Origin of the sequence: Kitasatospora sp. NPDC008115 (assembly GCF_042957205.1) — a bacterium.
In the GTDB taxonomy this organism is placed as follows: Bacteria; Actinomycetota; Actinomycetes; order Streptomycetales; family Streptomycetaceae; genus Kitasatospora.
The window spans coordinates 533,207-553,572 of the sequence record NZ_JBIBHU010000001.1 but is presented as its reverse complement, the minus strand read 5'-3'; the positions used below and the strand labels follow the sequence as shown (position 1 = coordinate 553,572).

Here is a 20,366-nt window from a genome sequence, read left to right as displayed (position 1 = left end):
AGCGGCGCATCGAGCCAGCGCCTTGGCTGGGGTGGAGCGGATGGTGTACACCGCGCGCTGCATGCCCCGCCGACACTGACTTTCGTGTCCAGCATGGTACCGGGGTGTCGCAGTGGGCTGACGGCGATCGACGCGAAGCGGAGTTGCTCGATCGAGGTTGGATCCTCGAGATCTCGTTCCACTCATGGCTGCGCTCCCCCTGCGCCCGTTGACCTGTCTGCTATCACACCACTGGGCAGTGACAGCTGGCTATGGGGCCGGAGCGGCCGTCTTGCGAGTCATGGTGGGTTGGGGGTGCCGTAGCTGCTCTCAGGTGCACGGTGGAACATTGGTGGAACGGACAGCTCGGAGACTGTGGCTGAGGCGCTTTGGCGCAGGTGCAGCCATCGTTGCACTTGGTAGTTCGATGCTCTTGAAAACTGTCGTGCGGTGACCCCGTACCGTGGGTTCGAATCCCACGCTCTCCGCCGGTAGGAGAAGAACCACCTGCTCAAGGCGGGTGCCGACTGAGGTCGGCACCCGCCTTCGTGCTGTTCGGGGTGGGGTGGGGCAGGGTCCGTATTCACCTGAACGGGGGGTTTGGGGCGGGTGTGTCCGCGTGTGGGGGTGTGGAGTCCGTCTATCCGGGCGTAAGGGGCGAACTGCCCTGTGCCTGGCGAGGAGAGACGGATGGCCTGGTACCCCGGTGCGGAGAAGATGGAGCTCCAGCCCGAGTCGGACGAGCAGGCGGCGATCATGCCGACGCAGGTGATCTTCCACAGTGTGGCGGCGCCGTGGACGCCGCGGCGGATGTACGAGTACTGGAGGGACTCCACCAATCTGGAGTCCCACTTCGGGGTCGGGTACGACGGCTCCGTGGGGCAGTTCATCGGCACCGAGACCCGGGCCGACGCCAATATGCGCGCCAACCGCAGGGCGGACGGGACCGGTGCGGTGAGCGTGGAGACGGCCAGTGACGACCGGAGCACCGACCCGTGGACGGACGCGCAGGTCAACGCGCTCGTCGCGCTCGGGGTGTGGCTGCACCGGCGGCACGGCATTCCGCTGCGGATCTGCCCGGCGTGGGACGGGCCCGGCTTCGGGGTGCACCGGATGTTCCCCGAGTGGTCGAACGGCGGGACGGCCTGCCCGGGGGACGCCCGCGTCCGGCAGTTCCGCGAGGTCGTGATGCCCGGCATCGTCGCGGTGGCCGGCGGGGCGCCGCTGCCCCCGCCGCAGGGCGGGTCCGGGCCCGCCCGCTACCGGGTGACCGTCAACGGGCTGGAGTACGGCTACGGCGCGCACGGGCCGCAGGTCAGGGAGGTGGGCGAGGCGCTGGTCCGGCAGGGCTTCGGCCGGCACTACCGGTCCGGGCCCGACGAGGACTGGCGGGACGCCGACACCCTCAACTACCAGGACTTCCAGCACGCCCTGGGGTACTCGGGGCCGGACGCCGACGGCGTGCCGGGCGAGGACTCGCTGCGCCGGCTGCTGGGCCGGCTGCCCTCGCCGCGGCGGGTCTCGCTCGCCCACGTGGTCGCGGCGGCGCGCACCGACCCGGGGGCCGAGCAGGGCCACCAGACCCACGGCGGCGAGGTGCGGATCGTCGAACAGGCCCTGGCGGACGAGGGGTTCCTGGAGGAGCGCTGGGTGGACGGCTCGCTCGGCACCCGCTCCGTGCAGGCGTACGCCGCGTTCCAGCGCAGCCTCGGCTACTCCGGCGAGGACGCCAACGGCATCCCCGGCCAGCGCAGCCTCCAGGTGCTGGGGCAGCGGAGGGGGTTCGACGTGACGGACTGACGTGACGGACCGACGTGACGGACGGGGGTGACGGACGGGGGTGGCGAAGCCGGTGCTTGACCGTGACACCGTGTGAGGGTCTGCACTGGAGGAACCATGTTGAACATCGGAGACTTCGCCAAGCACGGCCGGGTGTCGGTCCGGATGCTGCGCCACTACGACGCCATCGGGCTGCTCCGGCCGGCCCGGGTCGACCCGGTCAGCGGCTACCGCTGCTACGAGGCGGCCCAACTGGCCCGGCTCAACCGGCTCATCGCCCTCAAGGACCTCGGCTTCACGCTGCACCAGGTGCGGGCCGTCCTGGATGAGGAGGTGGACACCGCCGAACTGCGCGGGATGCTGCGGCTGCGGCGGGCAGAGCTCGCCGCGGCCATGGCCGCGGACGCCGAGCGGCTGGCCCGGGTGGAGGCGAGGCTCCGGACGATCGAGAGCGAGGGGACCATGTCCACACACGATGTCGTGGTGAAGCGGGTGCCGGCGGTGCGGGTGGCCGAGCTGACCGGGGTCGCGGCGGGCTACGAGCCGCAGGACATCGGGCCGGTGATCGGTCCGCTGTTCGAGGAGCTCTGCGGCCGGCTGGCGGCGGCCGGCATCAACCACGCCGGGCCGTCCGTCGCCCGCTACGAGGACACCGGGGACGGCGACGGCTCGGTGCTGATCCGGGCGGCCGTGCCGATCCCCGCCACGGTCGACCCGGCCGGGGAGCACGGCTTCGCGGTGGTCGACCTGCCGGCCGTCGAGGAGGCGGCGAGCGTGGTCCACCGCGGCTCGATGGACGCCTCCCTGGGCGCCGGCCAGGCACTGGCGCGCTTCATCGAGGAGAACGGCTACCGCTCGACGGGGTACGCCCGCGAGCTCTACCTGGAGTGCCCGGAGGACGAGGCGGACTGGGTGACGGAACTCCAGGAGCCGGTGGTCCGCGCGTAGTCGCAGGGGCCGGCCGCGCCGGAGCGGCGTACTTGCCGGGTGGGCGGGCGGCGGGCAGAGTGCGAGGGCGGGCGGCGTGAGCGGAGGCGGCGATGAGTGATCTGACGGACCGGCTGGCGGAGGGCCTCCCGCCCGGCGCCCTGGCGGTGGACCCGGACGTGACCGCCGCCTACCGGCACGACATGGCGGACTTCTGCCCGGCCGGCACGCCCGCGGTGGTGGTCTTCCCGGAGACGGTCGAGCAGGTGCGGCACGTCATGCGGACCGCCACCGCGCTGCGCGTGCCGGTGGTCCCGCAGGGCGCCAGGACCGGGCTGTCCGGCGCGGCCAACGCCGTCGACGGCTGCATCGTGCTGTCGATGGTGAAGATGAACCGGATCCTGGAGATCGACCCGGTGAACCGGATCGCGGTGGTCGAGCCGGGGGTGGTCAACGCCGAGCTCTCCCGGGCCGCCGCCGCCTCGGGGCTCGCCTACCCGCCCGACCCGTCGAGCTGGGAGTCCTGCACGATCGGCGGCAACATCGGCACCGGCGCGGGCGGCCTCTGCTGCGTCAAGTACGGGGTGACCGGCGAGTACGTGCTCGGCCTGGACGTGGTGCTGGCCGACGGTCGGCTGCTGTCCACCGGCCGCCGGACGGCCAAGGGGGTCGCCGGCTACGACCTGACCCGGCTGCTGGTGGGCTCCGAGGGCACCCTGGGCGTGGTGGTCCGCGCGGTGCTGGCGCTGCGTCCGGCGCCCGCGCCGCAGCTGGCGCTGGCGGCGGAGTTCCCGAGCGCGGCCGCGGCGGGCGCGGCGGTCTGCGAGGTGATGGCGCGCGGCTTCACCCCGTCGCTGATGGAGCTGATGGACGCGGTGAGCGTGCGCGCGGTCAACGACCTGGGGCGGATGGGGCTGCCGGAGTCCACCCGGGCGCTGCTGCTGGTCGCCTTCGACGGCCCGGAACGGGCGGCCGAGCTGGCCGCGGTCGGCGAACTGTGCCGGGCGGCCGGGGCGACCGAGGTGGTGCCCGCCGAGGACCAGGCCGAGTCCGAGCTGCTGCTGGAGGCCCGCCGTCAGGCGCTGCCCGCGCTGGACCGGCTGGGCACCACGATGATCGACGACGTGGCGGTGCCGCGCTCGCGGCTGGCCGAGATGCTGGACGGCGTCGCGGCGATCGCCGAGCGGAACGGGCTGACCATCGGGGTGGTGAGCCACGCGGGCGACGGCAACACCCACCCGATCGTCATCTTCGACGCGGCGGACGCCGGGCAGTCGGCCCGGGCGCAGCGCTCCTTCGACGAGATCATGGCGCTGGGGCTGGAGCTGGGCGGCACGATCACCGGCGAGCACGGGGTGGGGCTGCTCAAGCGCGAGTGGCTGGCGAAGGAGCTCGGGCCGGTGGCGATGGACCTCCAGCGGCAGCTGAAGGCGGTCTTCGACCCGCTGGGCATTCTCAATCCCGGCAAGGCGGTCTGAGCCCGGATCTCCGCACCCCCCGCACCCCCCCCGCGCACCCCCCCGCGCCCCGCGCCCGGGCCTTCGTACAGGCCGACGGAAAGCGGCCTGAATTGTCGACACGGTAATGCGACCGCACCGATAAGGGGGCGTGTTCGCCGCCGTCGCGCGCCCTCGTGGTGCGCCGGGTTGTCCGCACGCTCTCCCCGCGCCGTTTCGGGCGCACTGATCGTGACCCGCCGGTTCGACTACGCCGCAGGTGGGAGGTGGTGTGAAGGGCGTGTTTTCGGTGCAGGCGGCAGTTATGCGCCGGGTGGCCGGATATCACGCTAAAGGGCGAAAAGGGCGCCGTGAGGTGGCGCTTTGTCGATTTGTTGCGGAAGTCTGTCTCCCGGCGTCGCAGCCCGCAGGGGTTCGTCTGGCCGGCGAACTCCCGCACATCTTGCATGATTACCGCTTTTTGGAGGCTTCATGGCTCGCACCCGAACACGCAGGGCGGCCGGTGCACTGCTGGCGGCCCCGCTCGCGGCCGGTCTGCTGATCGCCGGTGCCGGCTCCGCCGCCGCCGACGACGGCGCGTTCGCCAACGACGGGTCCACCAGCGGCGTGGTGTCGAACGTCGGCACGGGCAACGTCTTCGGCTCGGTCGACGGCAACCACATCTCCGCCCAGCAGACGGCCACCGGGGCCGGGGCCTCGAACCAGGCCAACACCCTCGGGGTGAAGGACAACGCGGGCGGCGTGCTGGCCGGCCAGTCCAACCAGAACTACGACATCACCCTCGCCCCGGTCTTCTCCTGAGCACCGCCCGGGTGCCGTGGACGGCGGGGGCGCCGTCGGCGGACGACCGGGACGGACAGGACGGCTGCAACAGGCAGGACAGGCAGGACAGGCAGGACGGGCAGGACGGGCGGAGCGGATCGGAAGGACCGCACAGGACGCGAAGCGCAACCGGGCAGCGGAAAGGGTCACCGCGCACCGGTCCCGTGGGCGGCACCGCACATCGGTGCCGCCCACGGGCGCGTCCGGGCCCGCGACAGGTCCAGTCCAGGGCCCGCGCCCGGCGCCGTCACCGCGCGGCGGTACGGTTGCGCTCCGACAGCGCACCCCGCGCCCGGCCCGCCCTGCGGCGACCGGCCCGCCGCGGGCTGCGGCCGCGGCAACCGGAAGGAAGGGCGCGATGGCAGCGGAGGAGGAGGGCCTGACCGGCCCCGGCGAGACCGGGCCCGCGGCGGGCCCCGGGCCCGGCGGGGAGCCGGCTCCGGCCGCGCCCCGGTCGGTGCCCGAGCTGATGCTCGGCCGCCCGCCGATGGCCCGCCCGCTGCCGACCTTCGACACCGAGGCGGCCCCGGCCGAGCCCGGCCCGCTCTTCGTGGACTGGCTCGCCACCGCCCTGCACGCCGGCGTGCCGGACCCGCAGGTGTTCACCCTCTCCACGGTCGACGCCGACGGCATGCCGGACGCCCGCGTCCTGGTGCTGCGCGACGTGGACGCCGCCGGGACCGGCTGGGTCTTCTCGGCCGCCGCCGACAGCCCCAAGGGCCGCCAGCTCGCCGACCACCCGGCCGCCGCGCTCACCGTCTACTGGCCGCAGCTCGGCCGCCAGGTGCGGGTGCGCGGCACCGTCGAGCGGGCCGCCGACCAGGTGGCGGGGGCCGAGTTCGCCACCCGCTCCCCGGCCGCCCGGATCGGCGCGCTGGTCGGGCGGCAGAGCGAGCCGCTGGCCTCGCCGGCCGAGTACGAGGAGGCGGTGGCGGTCGCCCGCCGCCGGCTGGAGGCCACCCCGGACGCGGTCGCGGCCGGGCACGCCGTCTACACGCTCTGGGCGCACGAGGTGGAGTTCTGGCAGGGCGACGCGGAGCGCCACCACGTCCGGCTGCGCTACACCCGGACCGGCCCGGTCCGCACCCCGGAGTGGTCGCGCACCCTCCTCTGGCCCTGATGCGGCGGGGGCGCGCATCAATCCGATGCGCGCCCCCTGCGCACCGTCGGGCGGTGCCTCGGCGTCTCCCGGTCAGCGTCTCCCGGTCAGCGTCTGCCGGTCAGCGTCGCCCCGACGCTCGCCGCCACCACGCAGCCGATGCCCGCCAGCTGCACGGCGCCCAGCAGCTGACCCAGCACCACCAGGCCGACCAGCGCGCTGACCGCCGGTTCCAGGCTGACCAGCACGCTGAACACCCGCTGCGGCATCCGCCGCAGCGCCGTCATCTCCAGCGCGTACGGGATCACCGGCAGCAGCAGCGACACCCCGGCCACCGCCAGCAGCAGCATCAGCGGCGAGGCGCCGGGCTCGGTCAGCCCGTGCCAGGCCTGGCCGAGGCCGAACGGCGCCACCGTCAGCGCGCCGACCGTCATCGACACGGCCAGCCCCTGGAAGCCCTGGAACGCCGCCCCGACCTTGTCCGTGAACAGGATGTACGCGGCGTAGCAGGCGGCCGCCCCGAAGGCGTACAGCAGGCCGACCGGGTCCAGCCCGCCGCCCTCCCCGCCCTCGCCGAGCAGCGTGAGCAGCGCCACGCCGCCGGCCGCGAGCAGCGCCCACAGCAGGTGGCTGGCGCGGCGGGCGAAGACCAGGGCCACCGCGAGCGGGCCGAGGAACTCGATGGTGGCGGCGGTGCCCATCGGCAGCCGGTCGATCGCCCCGGCGAACAGCAGCGTCATGCCGGCCGAGGCCATGCCGAGCAGGGCGGCGGCGGCCAGGTCGCGCGGCCGGCGCCCGCGCAGCTTCGGCCGGGTGACGGCCAGCAGGACGACGGCCGCGAAGCCCAGCCGCAGGAAGGTGGTGCCGCTCACCCCGAGCGGCCCGAAGAGCGGCTTGGAGAACGCGATCCCGGTCTGCACCAGGAACATGGCCGTGACACAGAGAAGCGGCGCCGGAATGCTTCCCGGGCGCCGCAGAAGGCCGGTGAGCCGTCGGCCGGCTCTCGCGTCCGGTGGCAGCCCCTCGCCGGGCGCCCGGCCTCGTCGCCAGCTGCCCCGCTCGCCGGCGGGCTCGCCCTTGGGGGCGGGCGGCATGGCAAGCGCCTCGGCGACGGCGGCGGCCGACGTCGGGGCGGAGGTTTCGCTGGGATGGGAGCTGGGCATGGTGGCGAGTTTGCCGTAAGGAGCCACTGGGCAGCAAGCTCGTTACAAGAATCGGGACGGATGCGGACGGGTGCGTCCGAAAGGGTGAGCGTCGACGGCGTGCCCGGCGTGTCGGCCGCACCCGCCCGACGGTCCGTCAGTATCAAGGCGGCGTGCGCCATCTCCGCCGCGCGGCCCTCGCCGCCGCCTCCCTCGTCCTCCTGCTGGCCGCCGCCGGCCTGGGGGTGGGCGCCGACGCCGCTCCGGTGGCCGCCGCCGTCCCCCGCATCCGGGCCGCCGTGCTGCCCGACCGGCTCGGGCCGCCCGCCGCCCGCGCCCGCGACATCTACACCGGCGCGGCCTTCGACGCCTGCACCGCGCCCCCGCTGGAGACCCTGCGGGCCTGGCGCGACGCCTCGCCGTACGGGGCGCTCGGCATCTACACCAGCGGCGGCCAGCGCGGCTGCGCCCAGCCCAGGCTCACCGCCGACTGGGTGCGCGAGGCCCGGGCGATGGGGTGGCGGTTCCTGCCGGTGCACGTCGGCCTCCAGGCGCCGTGCAGCGAACTGAGCCGCAAGCCCAAGCGGATCGACCCCGCGCGGGCCACCCGGCAGGGGCGCCAGGAGGCGGACGAGGCGGTCGCCGGACTGCGGGCGGTCGGCCTCGGCCACGGCAGCCCGGTCTTCCTGGACATCGAGGCCTACCCGCTGCGCGACCGCGCCTGCGGCCAGGCCGTCGTCGACTTCACCGTCGGCTGGACCCAGGCGCTGCACGCGGCCGGCTACCGCTCGGGCTTCTACTCCAGCCTGGACTCCGGCATCGCCGACCTCGCCGCGGCCGCCCGGGCCGGCAGTTCACCGCTGCCCGACGTCCTCTGGTACGCCCGCTGGGACGACCGTGCCGACACCACCGGTGGCGGACCGCTCACCGCGGAACTCTGGTCCCGGCACCAGCGCGTCCACCAGTACCGCGGCAACGTCGAGGAGACCTACGGCGGGGCGACGCTCACCGTCGACCGCAACCAGGTCGACGCCCCGCTCGCCCGCTGACGGCCCCGCCGGCGCGGCGGCCCCTCACTCCCGCGGCGCGAGCCCCAGCCAGCCCCGGCCCTGGCAGTAGCGGCAGGTCTCCGGGACGTACCCGGTACCGGTGCGCCCGGCCCGCAGGCCCTTGCGCGCCTGGGTCCGCACCCCGCCGGAACAACACGGGCAGGGCACCCGGAACCCGGCCAGACCCCGCCCCACCCGCCGTTCGCCGCGTCCGTCGCCCATGGCCCCAGTATCCCGGCCGGCGGCGCCCGCAGCCGGGCGGCCCCCGCCCGACCGGGGGGACCGTGGCCGGACCGTGGCCGGGTCGTGATCGGGGCAACGTCGTCGGGATGCTGACATCGGGGAGCGGGCGCGGCAGAATCGGGCCCTACTGCCCGTATTACCGCCCAGTAGCCGGCGTCCGGCCGGGCCGGGGCAGGAGCCGCCGCAGTGCCGCCCAGGTCGAGGAGGACCCGTGTTCAGCACGATGCAGGACGTACCGCTCACCGTCGCCCGGATCCTTGAGCACGGGTCCACGATCCACGGCGGGGCGACGGTCACCACCTGGGACGGGACCGGCCCGGTGGTCCGGACGTACGCCGAGGTCGGCGCCCGCGCGGCGCGGCTCGCCTGGGCCCTGCGCGACGAACTCGGCGTGAGCGCGGACGACCGGGTCGCCACCCTGATGTGGAACAACGCCGAGCACCTGGAGGCCTACCTCGCGGTACCGGCGATGGGCGCGGTGCTGCACACCCTCAACCTGCGGCTCCCGGCGAACCAGCTGTCGTTCATCGTCAACCACGCCGCCGACCGCGTGATCATCGTCAACGGCACCGTCCTCCCGCTGCTGGCGGCGGTCCTCCCCGAGCTCGCCCCGACCCTCAGGCACATCGTGGTCAGCGGCCCCGGCGACCGGTCGGTGCTGGCCGGCTTCGCGGGCGGCGTGCACGACTACGAGGAACTGATCGCGGACCGGCCGACCTCCTATCCGTGGCGCTCCGACATCGACGAGCGCCAGGCCGCCGTGCTCTGTTACACCTCCGGCACCACCGGCGACCCCAAGGGCGTGCTCTACAGCCACCGCTCGGTCTACCTGCACTGCCTCCAGGTCAACACCGGCGACAACTTCGCCTTCACCCCGCGCGACACCGCGCTGCCGGTCGTGCCGATGTTCCACGTCAACGCCTGGGGCATCCCGCACGCCGCCTTCATGTCCGGCGCGAGCCTGCTGATGCCGGACCGCTTCCTCCAGCCCAAGCCGATGGCCGCGATGATCGCCGCCGTGCGGCCCACCGTCAGCGCGGCCGTGCCGACGATCTGGAGCGGCCTGCTGGACGAGCTGGACGCCGGCGACTACGACACCTCCAGCCTGCGGATGGTGGTGATCGGCGGCTCGGCCTGCCCGCCGTCGCTGATGCAGGGCTACCAGGAGCGCCACGGCATCCGCGTCATCCACGCCTGGGGCATGACCGAGACCTCGCCGCTCGGCTCCTTCGCCCAGCCGCCGGGCGGCCTGACCCCGGAGGAGGAGTGGCCCTACCGGGTCACCCAGGGCGTCTTCCCGGCCTCCGTCGAGGCCCGGCTGATCGGCCCGGGCGGCGAGCGGATGCCGCACGACGGGGTGTCGGCGGGCGAGCTGGAGGTGCGCGGCCCGTGGATCGCGGGGGCGTACTACGGGGGCGCGGGCCAGGACCCGCAGCGCCCGGAGGACAAGTTCTCCGAGGACGGCTGGCTGCGCACCGGCGACGTCGGCACGATCACCGCGGACGGCTACCTGACCCTCACCGACCGGGCCAAGGACGTGATCAAGTCCGGCGGCGAGTGGATCTCCTCGGTGGACCTGGAGAACCACCTGATGGCGCACCCGGAGGTCGCCGAGGCCGCCGTGGTGGCCGTCCCGGACGAGAAGTGGGGCGAGCGCCCGCTGGCCACCGTCGTGCTGCGGCCGGGCGCCACCGCCGGACTGCCGGAGCTGCGGGCGTTCCTGGCCGGGCGGATCGCCTCCTGGCAGCTGCCGGAGCGCTGGGCGATCGTCGAGGCGGTGCCGAAGACCTCGGTCGGCAAGTTCGACAAGAAGGTGATCCGCGCCGACTACGCGGCGCAGCGGCTGGACGTCACGCGCCTCGGCAAGGAGTAGGGCGCACGCCGAGGGCCGGCCACCCCTTCCCGGGGTGGCCGGCCCCCGGCCTGTCCGCCTGTCAGCCCGCCGCGGCGACGCCCGCCTCGCCCATGGCGCCGATCCGCCCGAGCAGGTCGACGATCCGGGACTGCACGTCGTCGCTGGTCGAGCGCTCGGCGAGGAAGAGCACCGTCTCGCCGGTGCGCAGCCGGGGCAGCTCGCGCGGGTCGAGGTCCACCGAGGTGTAGACGACGAGCGGGGTGCGGTGCAGCCGGTCGTTGGCCCGCAGCCAGTCCAGCAGGCCGACCCGGCGGCGGCGGATCTGCAGCAGGTCCATCACCACCAGGTTGGGCTGCACACTGCTGGCCCGGGCGACCGCGTCGTTCTCGTCCACCGCGTGCTCGACGTGCATGCCGCGCCGCTCCAGGCTGCCGATCAGCGCGGCGGCGATGTCCGGGTCCCCCTCGACCAGCAGGACGCGCGGGGCGTGGTTCTCGCCGTCGCGCGGGGCGAGGGCGCGCAGCAGGACGGCCGGATCGGCGCCGTACGCGGCGTCCCGGGTGGCCTGCCCGAGGCCGGCGGTGACCAGCACCGGGACACGGCTGTTCAGCGCCGCCGTGCGCAGCGACTGCAGCGCGGTGCGGGTGATCGGGCCGGTCAGCGGGTCGACGAAGAGCGCGGCGGGGAACCCGGCGACCTGCGCGTCCACCTCCTCGCGGGAGCGGACGATCACCGGGCGGTAGCCGCGGTCCTGGAGCGCCTGCCGGGTGGCCGGGTCGGGCTCGGGCCAGACCAGCAGCCGGCGCGGACCGCCGTCGGGGGCGGGGGCGGGGATCGAGGCGTGCTCGCCGACCTCGCCGCGGCCGCCCGGCAGCGCGATCGGCGCGTTGACCTGCGGGGTACCGGGGGCCGCCGGGGCGGGCGCGGGCGCGCCGGACCCGGCGGGCAGCTCGGCCATCGGACGCGGCGCGGGCCGGCCGTCGGCGGGCGCCGCCGGCGCCACCGGCGTCACGGGCACGACGGCGCCGGGGGTCCCGGGTGCGCCGAGCGGACGCGGCGGGGCCAGCTCGCCCAGGCCGCTGCCGACCGGACGCGGAGCGCCCTCGCCGGCGGGCGAACCGGGCGAGCCGGGGGGGCCGGGCAGCGCCGGGGCGGCCGACGGCAGCGCGGGCAGCGCCGAGCCGCCCGCCGCGGCGCCCTCGGGCGCGGACGGGCCGCCGGCCTCGCCGCCCGGTCCGGGTGGGACGGCCAGCCGGCGCCGCCGGCCGGTCGGCGTGGGCGCGGCGGGCTCGGGCGGAGCGGGCGCCGGTCCGGCCGGCAGGGCGTGCTCCAGCCCCGGGTAGGCGGGGGCGTCGGTGATGCCGGGCAGGGCGAAGCCGCCGGAGGAGTCCTCGGCGCCGGGCAGCGCGCGGCGGCGCCGGGACGGCCGGGGCTCGGCGTCGGCGCCCTCGGGCCCGGCCGGGGCGTCCGGCGCGGACTCGCCGCCGCCGGGGCCGAGCGCGATCGGACCGCGTCCGCCGCCCTCGCCGTCGGCGGCCCGGCGCTCGTCGGCACCGGCGGCCGGGCCCGGCCGGAGCTCGCCGGGGCGCCCGTCCGGGCGCGCGCCGTCGACCGGGACGGCGTAGGCGGTGCCGGAACGGCCGTCGTCCTTGCCCCAGGGGTCGTTCTGCGGGCCGCTCGGGCCGCCCAGGCCCTGGCGCCCGTACGCGGGGTCGTTGCCGGTGCCGTTCCACTGCTCGGGGACGGCCCGCTCGATCCGGGCGGGGGCGTTGGGCCACTGGTCGGCGGGCACCTCCGGGGCGCCGCCGGCCGCGGGGGCGGGCGCGGTCCCGTCGGGGCCGGGCTGCTCAGGGGTGGCGGGCGGCTGCTCGACGGCCGGCCGGCCACGGCGTCCGCGCCGCTGCTCGGCGGCCGGCGCCTCGCCCGGCGCACCGCCGGTCGGCGCAGGGTCGGCGGCGGCGGAACCGTTCGGCGTGCTCTCCGCGGCGTCATCCGCCGGAGCGCCGGCGGGAGCGGCGTCCTCGGCGGCGGCCGGCTCCTCGTCGGGGGCGGCGCTCGGCAGTTGCGGGATGCCCGGCAGGTCGGGCAGGACGGCGCTGTCGCTCTCCTTCGGCCGGTCCGACCGGCCCTCGGCGGACGCGCGCTCGGCGGCGGCCTTGGCGGCGGCCGGGTCCAGCGGAAGCTCGACGACGTACGTGGTGCCGGCGCGTCCCGGCAGCTCGTGCGGCTGGAGCACCCCGCCGTGGCGCTCCACCACCGCGCGGGCTATCGGCAGGTGGACGGGGCTGCCGCCGCGTCCGGGGCCGCGGATCTCCACCCGGGCGACCTCACCGCGCTGGGCGGCCGCGAGCACCACGGCCGGCACGTCGCCGCCGGCCGGCGGCAGGGCGGCCGGCGTGCCGGGGGCGGCGAGCCCGGGGGAGGGCGGTTCGGGGGCGGCGTCGTCCAGCGCCAGACCGATGCCGCTGACGTCGGCGACCAGGTGGGCCAGCGCCTGGGCGAGCCGCTGCTCGTCGGCGATCACCTCGACGGCGGCGGCGTGCACGGAGAACCGCACCCGGCCGGGGCCGACCAGCTCGCCCGCGTGCTCGACGGCCCGGCGGACCACCTTGTCCAGGGCGACCGGCCTGGCGGCCTTCCGGCCGGGCTTGTCGTCGGCACCCTTGCCGTCCGCGCCCTTCCCGTCGGCCCCGGACCCGGCGCCCTCGCCGGCCTCGGAGCGCTGGTGGGCCAGCACGCCCTCGATCAGCTTGCCGTACCGGCGGCACTCGTCGGCCAGCCGGCGCAGGGTCCAGTTGGCCTCCGGCCAGAGCTGCCCGGCGGGGTCGGCGGCGAGCGCGTCGATCCGCCGGTGCAGCGCCGTCAGGGCGCCGCCCAGCTCGCTCTCCAGGACGGCGGTGAGGTGCTCGTTGCGGGCGACCAGCGCCAGCTCGCGGCTGCGGTCGGTGAAGGTCATCACGGCGCCGACCAGCTGGTCGCCGTCCCGGACGGGGGCGGTGGTGAGGTCGACGGTGACCGGACGGCCGTCCTTGCGCCACAGCACGGTGCCGCGCACCCGGTGCTTGCGCCCGGAGGTCAGGGTGTCCAGCAGCGCGGACTCCTCCAGCGCCAGCGGGGTGCCGTCGGCCCGGGAGTGCTGGATCAGCGGGTGCAGCTCACGGCCGCCCAGCTCGCTGGCCCGGTACTCCAGGATGTGCGCGGCGGCCGGGTTGACCAGCACGCAGCGGCCTTCGAGGTCCACGCCGAGCACGCCCTCGGCGGCGGCCCGCAGGATCATCTCGGTCTGCTTGTGCTGGCGGCGCAGCTCCGCCTCGACGCCGAGCCGGCCGGTCAGGTCGCGGACCAGCAGCAGGAGCAGGTCGGAGGAGCGGGAGCCCTCGCGGTACGGGTCGTAGGGCGTCGGGGGCGCGTAGCCGGAGCCCGGGCCGGCTCCGGCGCCGGACCCGTCGTCGTCGAAGTCGTTGCCGGAGACCTCGACGGGGAAGGTGGTGCCGTCGGTGCGCCGGGCGGTCATCCGCACCGGGCGGTCGAGCGCCTCGTCCTCGCGGGCGGCGGGCCGCATCGAGCCGGGGATCCGGCTGGGGTCGAACTCCGGGAGCAGGTCGAGCACGCCCATGCCGACCAGCGAGGTGCCGGGTGCCTGTAGCGCCTGGACGGCAGCGTTGTTGGCATCGACGACGGTGCCGTTGCTGTTCACCAGCAGCAGCGCGTCGGGCAGGGCGTCGAGTATGGCGGCGAGGCGAGCAGCGCCTCGGATCGGCCTGCTGCTCACGTCGACAGGTCTCCTCGGCTCAGGGCAGCTCTCTCCGGAGAGGGCAGTATCTCATTCTTCTTTGCGGCGGGGACGACCCGCCTAGTAACGTGGTCGGCGGTTGGTGCCGGGCCCCCGGGTTGTGGCATCATCACAGGCACAGGGAACGAGTCCGCGCACGCGGGCTTGATCCGTGTGGAGGAGGCTTCGCCTAGTCCGGTCTATGGCGCCGCACTGCTAATGCGGTTTCGGGGTTATTCCTGATCGAGGGTTCAAATCCCTCAGCCTCCGCCAGCCGGGAGCCCCGCCGACGATCTCGTCGGCGGGGCTCTTCGCATGTCCGGGGAGGTGCGGGCCGGGGTGCCCGGGGTGCCCGGGGTGCCCGGATCAATCGATTTCGTCCCACGCCGCAGGTCATGTAATGTTGTCCCCGCACCGCCCCGGAGGAAACGTTCGACGGGGCGAGCGCTCATAGCTCAACGGATAGAGCACTTGACTACGGATCAAGAGGTTGCAGGTTCGAATCCTGCTGAGCGCACCAAACCCCGCAAGACCGGGTCCGCCCGGAACTTGCGCTCATAGCTCAACGGATAGAGCACTTGACTACGGATCAAGAGGTTGCAGGTTCGAATCCTGCTGAGCGCACCACAGGAAGACCCCCGGCCATCGGCCGGGGGTCTTCGCGTTTCCGGGGTTCGCCGGGGGTTCGCCCGGGGCTCAGCCCTGCTCGGTCCGGTTGATCCAGGAACCATTCCGAGGAGATCGGCGACCGGGCCCGGTTGAAGATCGCCGGCACCGGGTCGGGCCGGATCCGGTCCGGCCGCCGACGGCGGGGAAGTGGTCGGGGAGCGCCCCGTACCCGGCGTGGCGGGTCCCGGGGTCGCGCAGGCTGCCGAGCGGTCCGGCAATTCGAACAGAGTTCACCGGTGAATGGTCGGATACCGGACGTGGGTGCGCGGTCGGCTTCACCGGGACTCCGCGCGATACCCCGTGATACCCCGCTTAATGGATGAAATGCAGTTCTTTCGGGTACATCCCGTCCTGCCGGTCGGAGGGCCGCCAATCGGGTGTCATGCGGCCGATGGTGCAAGTGTCGCGGTACGGCCGGCCCGGGATCGTGATTCCGTTTTGTCTGATCTTGTGTCCAGTCCTGTGTTCAGCCTGCCCGGCCATCCAGGCCGCCCGGCAGCCGATGCGAAGGAGAGCCGGATGAGCCGACAGTTCCCGGCTGCGGCGGGCGCCGCCGCCGTTCTGGCGGCCGGGCTGCTGACCGGCTGGAACGCGCCGTCCGCCGGCGGGCCGGGGTTCGTCGCGGCCCCCGGCGGAGCCGTCGCCGGCGGCGCCGGTGAATTCGCCGGCCCTCCCGGAATTGATCGCTTCGGCGCCCTGGGTGCGGACGGGGGTCCCGAGCGGACTTTCCGGACCGCCGGGGACAATGCCGCCGGGGGCACTTCCCGGCAGGCCGTCGGAACGTTCCGGGCGGCATTCCCCGGAGCGGTCCGCAATCCCGGGCCGGGCCCCGCCGGACCCGCCGGAAAGGCCACCGGGAATTCCGGCTCCGGCGCCGCCCCGCAGAGCTACGGCAGCGCCTCCCATCCGCGTTCCGATCTCCGGTTCGGCGGCGACGCCGACAATCGGGGCACCGACCGGACCCTCGGCTTCCCCGAGGAGGCGGCGGTCGGCCAGGGCTACCGGCTCACCGTGCCCGTCGCCGCCGGCGGTGCGCCCGCCACCCTGGCCGGCTGGGTCGACTTCGACCGCAACGGCCGCTTCGACCCGGCCGAGCGGGTGCAGACCGAGGTCGCCCCCGGCGGAGGCGGCACCACCCTGGAGTGGACCGTCCCCGCCAATGCCTCCTCCGGCGAGACCTGGGCCCGGCTGCGGATCGGCCGGGACTCCGCCCAGGTGGTGCCGGCCGACGGCTCCGCCGACTCCGGACAGGCCCTGGACCAGCGGATCCGGCTCACCGTCGGAGCCGCCCGCCCGGAGATCTCCTACCCGGTGGACGGCGGCACGGTCGCCGAGAACCGTCCCCGGATCTCCGGCGGCGGGGCGAGGACCGGAGCGGGCGTCGAGGTCCGCGAGGGCGACGCCGTGCTCTGCCGCGCCCGGTCCGCCCGGGGCGGCGACTGGTCCTGCCGCCCGGACGCGCCGCTCGCCGACGGCCCGCACACCCTCACCCCGGTGCCGGCCACCGTCACCGGTTCGGCGCTGCGCGGCGAGCCGGTCCGGATCACCGTGCGGACCGCGGCACCGGGCACCCCCGTGCTCAGCCTGCCCGGGTTCACCAACGACCCCGGCCTCCGGCTGGCCGGCACCGGCGAGCCGGGCGGCACCGTCATCGTCACCGACCTGCCGCCCGGCGGCCCGGAGGCCGACCTGTGCAGCACGGCCGTCGGGGCCGACGGCGGCTGGTCCTGCCTGCCGGTGGAGAACCTGGCGGACGGCCGGCACCGGCTCACCCCGGCCGCCGCCGACCTCGCCGGGAACCGGACCGCGGGGCGGCCGGCCGAGCTGGTGGTCGACACCGTGGCGCCGGAGCGTCCGGTGCTCACCGCGCCGGCCGCCGGGGAGACCCTCCGGTCCGCCCGGCCCCGGCTGGTGGGGAGGGCCGAGCCCGGGGCGCAGGTGCTGGTCACCGCCGGCCCCGGGCGCGGTGGCGGCGGGGCCGCGCGGATCACCGCGTGCGGTGCGACGGCGGCCGTCGACGGGAGTTGGACGTGCACGGCCAACCGGGACCTGACGGACGGGGAGCAGTGGCTGGTCGTCACGGCGGCCGACCAGGCCGGGAACAGGACGGCGGCGGACGCGGTGGCGGTCCGGGTCGCGGCGTCCGGGTCGGCGGTGGGGCCGGGTGCGACGCCGACGGCGGTTCCGGCGCCGACGCCCTCCGGGCCGGCGGCCGCGACGCCGTCGCCGGTGGCCACGCCCACCCGGGCGGCGACGCCCACGGCTACGGCGAGCCCCACGGCCACGGCGACGCGTGCCACCGCCACGCCCACCGCCACGCCCACCGTGCCCGTTCCCTCGGTGGCCGTTCCGTCCCCGGTGAGCGCCGCGCCGACGGTGCCGAGGCCCTCGGCCGCCACTCCGGCAGCCCCCTCGCCCAGCGCTCCCGTGCCGCCCGGGAGCGGGGCCGCACCCGTTCCCGCCGTTCCGTCCGTTCCCGCTCCCGCCGGGGTACCCGGTCCCGCCCCGTCCGGGCTGCTGCCGGTCGTCGTGCCACCGTTCACCGGGGTGGTGATCCGACCGGCGACACCGTCGCCCACGCCCACGGTGTCCGGTCCGGCGACCCCGACCCCGAGCCCCTCCGCCACGCCGACGGCGACCCCGACGCCGACCACGACCCCGATCGCGACCCCGACCGCGACGCCGACCACGACCCCGAGCACGGCGTCGTCCCCGCGGCCCACCGTCGCCCCCGCTCCCGCTCAGACCTCCACCCCGCCCGTCACCCCCGCGGCCACCCCCGCCGCCACCCCGGACCGGGCGCCTGCCGCGCCGCCGCCGAGCGGGCCGCGGCAGGCGGCCCAGGCCGCAGCCACCGCCGCCCCCGCCGCCGGCACCGCCGACGCGGAGGAGGCGCCGTCACCGACGGCCTCCGACCGGCACCGGTCGGACGGCTGGCGCGGCGCGCTCGCCGGGGTCCTGCTGGTGCTCACCGGCATCGGGCTGATCACCCGCCGGGTGATCACCCGGGGATCCGGCCCCCGGCGGCGCTGAACCGCCTCCCCTTTGTCCGCTCATGTGCCTGCGCGTCAGGTCCGGCTACGGATGATTCGTCAGTAAATGTCGACACGCACTGGTTCAAATGTCGCATTTGATGACGTATGAACTTAGCCTGGGCCCTGGCACTGCCCGTCAGATCCGGGCCGCCCGTTGCGCGACACACTGAACCTGAGGATCCGTGCATGGACGTCACCCGCGATTCTTCGCAGCGACCCGACCACCTGCCCAAGTCGTTCCCCCCGGCGCTGCCGGAACGTTCCGCCGTGGGTTCCAGCCCGTCGGCCAACGCCGCGAGGACGCCCAGGCCTGCCAGGCCGGCTGACAACGGACCCGCCACCACCCCGATCGCGGTGGTTCCGGGCCCGTCCGTCGGCACCCCCGTCGACCTGCGCGATCCGCTGGAGACGGTGGATCCGGCGCCGCCGGTGACCTCGACGCTCCCCGTGGTGGAAGAGCATGAGCCCGCCCACGCCGGGGCGGCGGCCGCCGCCACCTCGCGCCGCCCCCCGCGCGCCGACCAGACGCTCCGTGAGCGGAGCGCCTCCTCGCTGCCCGGCTGGGTCGCCCTGGCCGGCCTGCTGATCGGCACGGCCGCCGTCCTGCTGGTGCTGGCACGCGACGGCGTCATCCCGTACTGGGATGCGCTGCCCGACCTGCGCACGGACGCCGCCCGGGCCAGCGGCCAGGCCGAGGTGACCGCCCGGTCGGTGGCCGCCGTGGGCGCCGCCGGACTGGTCGTCGTCCTCTCGCTCGCCGGCCTGCTGGCCAACGCGGGCGGCGAGACCCGGGTGCTCACCCGCTGGGGCCGCTACCGGGGCACCGTCCGCCGCACCGGCCTGGTCTGGGTCAACCCGCTGCTGCGCCGCCGCCGGGTGGACGTCCGGCTGCGGCACTGGCGCAGCGAGCCGGTCAAGGTCGTCGACCGCACCGGGACGCCGATCGTCGTCCGGCTGCTGATCGTCTGGCGGGTCAAGGACACCGCCCGCGCGACGCTGGCGATCGAGGACCACGAGAGCTACCTGCGCGAGCAGGTCCAGGCGGTGCTCACCCGGACCGCCTCCACGCTGCCGTGCGACAGCAACGCGGCTCCCGGGCCCGCGCTGCGCGACGGCCAGTGGTTCGCCGACGAGCTGACCCGGGCGCTGGCCGCCGAGGTCGCGCCGGCCGGCCTGGAGGTCTACTCGGCCCAGCCGCTGGCCCTGGACTACGCGCCGGAGGTGGCCGAGTCGATGCGCCGCCGCCGGCTGGCCGACCTGGACGCGGGCCTGCGCACGGTGCTGGTGGACGACGCGGTGGAGGCGGCGGCGCTCGCCGTGCGCCGGCTGGAGCGCGCGACCGCGCACGAGCTGGACGAGGCCGCCCGGAGCGCGCTGATGGAGCAGCTGCTGGTCGCCTTCGTCGCCCCGGCCGGAGTGGCCGCCTCGGTACCGCCCCCGGCCGCCCGGGCCGGGCGGAAGGAAGGACGACCGGCATGAGGATAGCCACCGGCACGGACGCCGCCCCGGCGTTCGCGGACGCGGACGACGCGGCGCTGATCGGTTTCGAGGAGAGCCTCGGCAGCATCCCGGCGATCACGGGCTGCGCCTGCCCGAACTGTGTGGCCCGGCCGCGCACCGCCCGCGCGGCGGAGCCGTCCGGCGGGGGGCGAATACACCGGGCGGTGCGAAATACCTGCCTGGCCACCACCGTGCTGGCCGGCGCCGGGGTGGTCGGACTGACCGCCGGAGCCGGGGCCGCGCACGCCGCCCCGGGCAAGCAGGGCTGGGACGGCTCGAAGTACTGGTTCAAGAACGCCCAGGGCGAGTGGCGGTACACCAGCCACCACAGCGTCTACACCAAGGCGGTGGGCGGCGGCTCCGGCTCCTCCTCCGCGCAGAGCGCCGGTTCCAACGGCTCGGCGACCGCGGCCTCCGGCGGGATGCGGCAGGGCTGGGACGGCTCCAAGTACTGGTTCAAGAACAGCAGCGGTGAGTGGCGCTACACCAGCCACCACGACGTCTACCTGAGCCGCACCGGCCAGTCCGGTGGCGGCGGGTCGGCCTCGTCGGCCGGCGCCACGCCCGCCACGACCACGCCCGCCCCCAACCCGGCGCCGTCCGCGGGCCGGCTGGAGTCGGCGATCGAGTACGCGCTCGCCCAGCAGGGCAAGCCGTACGTGTGGGGCGGCAACGGCCCCTCGGGCTTCGACTGCTCGGGGCTGGTGCAGCAGGCCTACAAGCGGGCGGGCATCAGCCTGCCGCGGGTGGCCGACGACCAGTACGCGGCGACCACGCCGATCAGCGAGGGCCAGCTGCGCCGCGGCGACCTGCTGTTCTGGTCGGACAGCGGTCGGGCCTCGGGCATCCACCACGTGGGGATCTACCTGGGCGGCAACAAGTTCGTCGAAGCGCCCCGGCCGGGCAAGACGGTCCGGGTCTCCACGATCAGCAGCGGCTTCCACCCGACCCACTTCGGCCGGCCGTAGGGCCTGCCGGGAGCGCGAAGGGGCGCGCCGTCCACCGGCCGTGGACGGCGCGCCCTCGCGTTGGCGCGCG

The 20,366-nt window shown here is 75.7% G+C and carries 13 protein-coding genes and 3 tRNA genes; 13 read left to right on the top strand and 3 right to left on the bottom strand.

Annotated features, from left to right (window positions below):
• Positions 1-669 precede the first annotated feature (669 nt).
• The 5 genes from ACFZBX_RS02435 (at position 670) to ACFZBX_RS02415 (ending at position 6,084) form a co-directional block, all read left to right on the top strand.
• On the top strand, positions 670-1,779 hold the full coding sequence (locus ACFZBX_RS02435) for a peptidoglycan-binding protein (protein WP_391530974.1): 1,110 nt from the start codon (positions 670-672) through the stop codon (positions 1,777-1,779).
• 96 nt (positions 1,780-1,875) lie between these two features.
• Positions 1,876-2,706, top strand: coding sequence for a MerR family transcriptional regulator (locus ACFZBX_RS02430; RefSeq protein WP_391530972.1), 831 nt, complete (start codon positions 1,876-1,878; stop codon positions 2,704-2,706).
• A 92-nt stretch (positions 2,707-2,798) separates the two neighbouring features.
• Positions 2,799-4,163, top strand: coding sequence for an FAD-binding oxidoreductase (locus tag ACFZBX_RS02425; RefSeq protein ID WP_391530969.1), 1,365 nt, complete (start codon positions 2,799-2,801; stop codon positions 4,161-4,163).
• 450 nt (positions 4,164-4,613) lie between these two features.
• Positions 4,614-4,943 carry a hypothetical protein gene (locus tag ACFZBX_RS02420; RefSeq protein ID WP_391530967.1) on the top strand — a complete coding sequence of 110 codons (330 nt, stop codon included), beginning with the start codon at positions 4,614-4,616 and terminating at the stop codon, positions 4,941-4,943.
• A gap of 379 nt (positions 4,944-5,322) precedes the next feature.
• Positions 5,323-6,084 (top strand): pyridoxal 5'-phosphate synthase, encoded by a 762-nt coding sequence (locus ACFZBX_RS02415; protein WP_391530965.1) that lies wholly within the window; start codon positions 5,323-5,325, stop codon positions 6,082-6,084.
• 86 nt (positions 6,085-6,170) lie between these two features.
• On the opposite strand, the gene ACFZBX_RS02410 is transcribed toward ACFZBX_RS02415, so the two are convergent.
• Entirely contained in the window at positions 6,171-7,226 is a 1,056-nt protein-coding gene (locus tag ACFZBX_RS02410) for a DMT family transporter (protein WP_391530963.1), read from the bottom strand.
• Between the two features lie 152 nt (positions 7,227-7,378).
• Between ACFZBX_RS02410 and ACFZBX_RS02405 the strand changes: the two genes are divergently transcribed.
• Positions 7,379-8,254 (top strand): DUF1906 domain-containing protein, encoded by an 876-nt coding sequence (locus tag ACFZBX_RS02405; RefSeq protein ID WP_391530961.1) that lies wholly within the window; start codon positions 7,379-7,381, stop codon positions 8,252-8,254.
• A gap of 24 nt (positions 8,255-8,278) precedes the next feature.
• Here the strand turns inward: ACFZBX_RS02405 and ACFZBX_RS02400 are convergent, their stop codons facing one another.
• A complete protein-coding gene (locus ACFZBX_RS02400; protein ID WP_380761376.1) occupies positions 8,279-8,476 on the bottom strand; it encodes a hypothetical protein in 198 nt (65 codons plus the stop codon).
• 232 nt (positions 8,477-8,708) lie between these two features.
• Between ACFZBX_RS02400 and ACFZBX_RS02395 the strand changes: the two genes are divergently transcribed.
• Positions 8,709-10,370 carry a long-chain fatty acid--CoA ligase gene (locus ACFZBX_RS02395; protein ID WP_391530959.1) on the top strand — a complete coding sequence of 554 codons (1,662 nt, stop codon included), beginning with the start codon at positions 8,709-8,711 and terminating at the stop codon, positions 10,368-10,370.
• A 61-nt stretch (positions 10,371-10,431) separates the two neighbouring features.
• Here ACFZBX_RS02395 and ACFZBX_RS02390 read toward each other — a convergent pair whose 3' ends face one another.
• Positions 10,432-14,124: a PAS domain-containing protein gene (locus ACFZBX_RS02390; protein ID WP_391530956.1), complete on the bottom strand. Its 3,693-nt coding sequence runs from the start codon at positions 14,122-14,124 to the stop codon at positions 10,432-10,434.
• A 179-nt stretch (positions 14,125-14,303) separates the two neighbouring features.
• Between ACFZBX_RS02390 and ACFZBX_RS02385 the strand changes: the two genes are divergently transcribed.
• The 6 genes from ACFZBX_RS02385 (at position 14,304) to ACFZBX_RS02360 (ending at position 20,296) form a co-directional block, all read left to right on the top strand.
• Positions 14,304-14,397: transfer RNA gene (locus ACFZBX_RS02385), tRNA-Ser, on the top strand.
• A gap of 171 nt (positions 14,398-14,568) precedes the next feature.
• Positions 14,569-14,644: transfer RNA gene (locus ACFZBX_RS02380), tRNA-Arg, on the top strand.
• Between the two features lie 31 nt (positions 14,645-14,675).
• Positions 14,676-14,751: transfer RNA gene (locus ACFZBX_RS02375), tRNA-Arg, on the top strand.
• 561 nt (positions 14,752-15,312) lie between these two features.
• Positions 15,313-17,826, top strand: a complete 2,514-nt coding sequence (locus ACFZBX_RS02370; RefSeq protein ID WP_391530954.1) for an Ig-like domain-containing protein — start codon at positions 15,313-15,315, stop codon at positions 17,824-17,826.
• Positions 17,827-18,014: 188 nt separating this feature from the next.
• Positions 18,015-19,307, top strand: a complete 1,293-nt coding sequence (locus ACFZBX_RS02365; protein ID WP_391530952.1) for an SPFH domain-containing protein — start codon at positions 18,015-18,017, stop codon at positions 19,305-19,307.
• Positions 19,304-20,296, top strand: coding sequence for a C40 family peptidase (locus tag ACFZBX_RS02360; protein WP_391530951.1), 993 nt, complete (start codon positions 19,304-19,306; stop codon positions 20,294-20,296). Before ACFZBX_RS02365 ends, ACFZBX_RS02360 begins: the two co-directional genes overlap by 4 nt.
• The last annotated feature ends 70 nt before the right edge of the window (positions 20,297-20,366 follow it).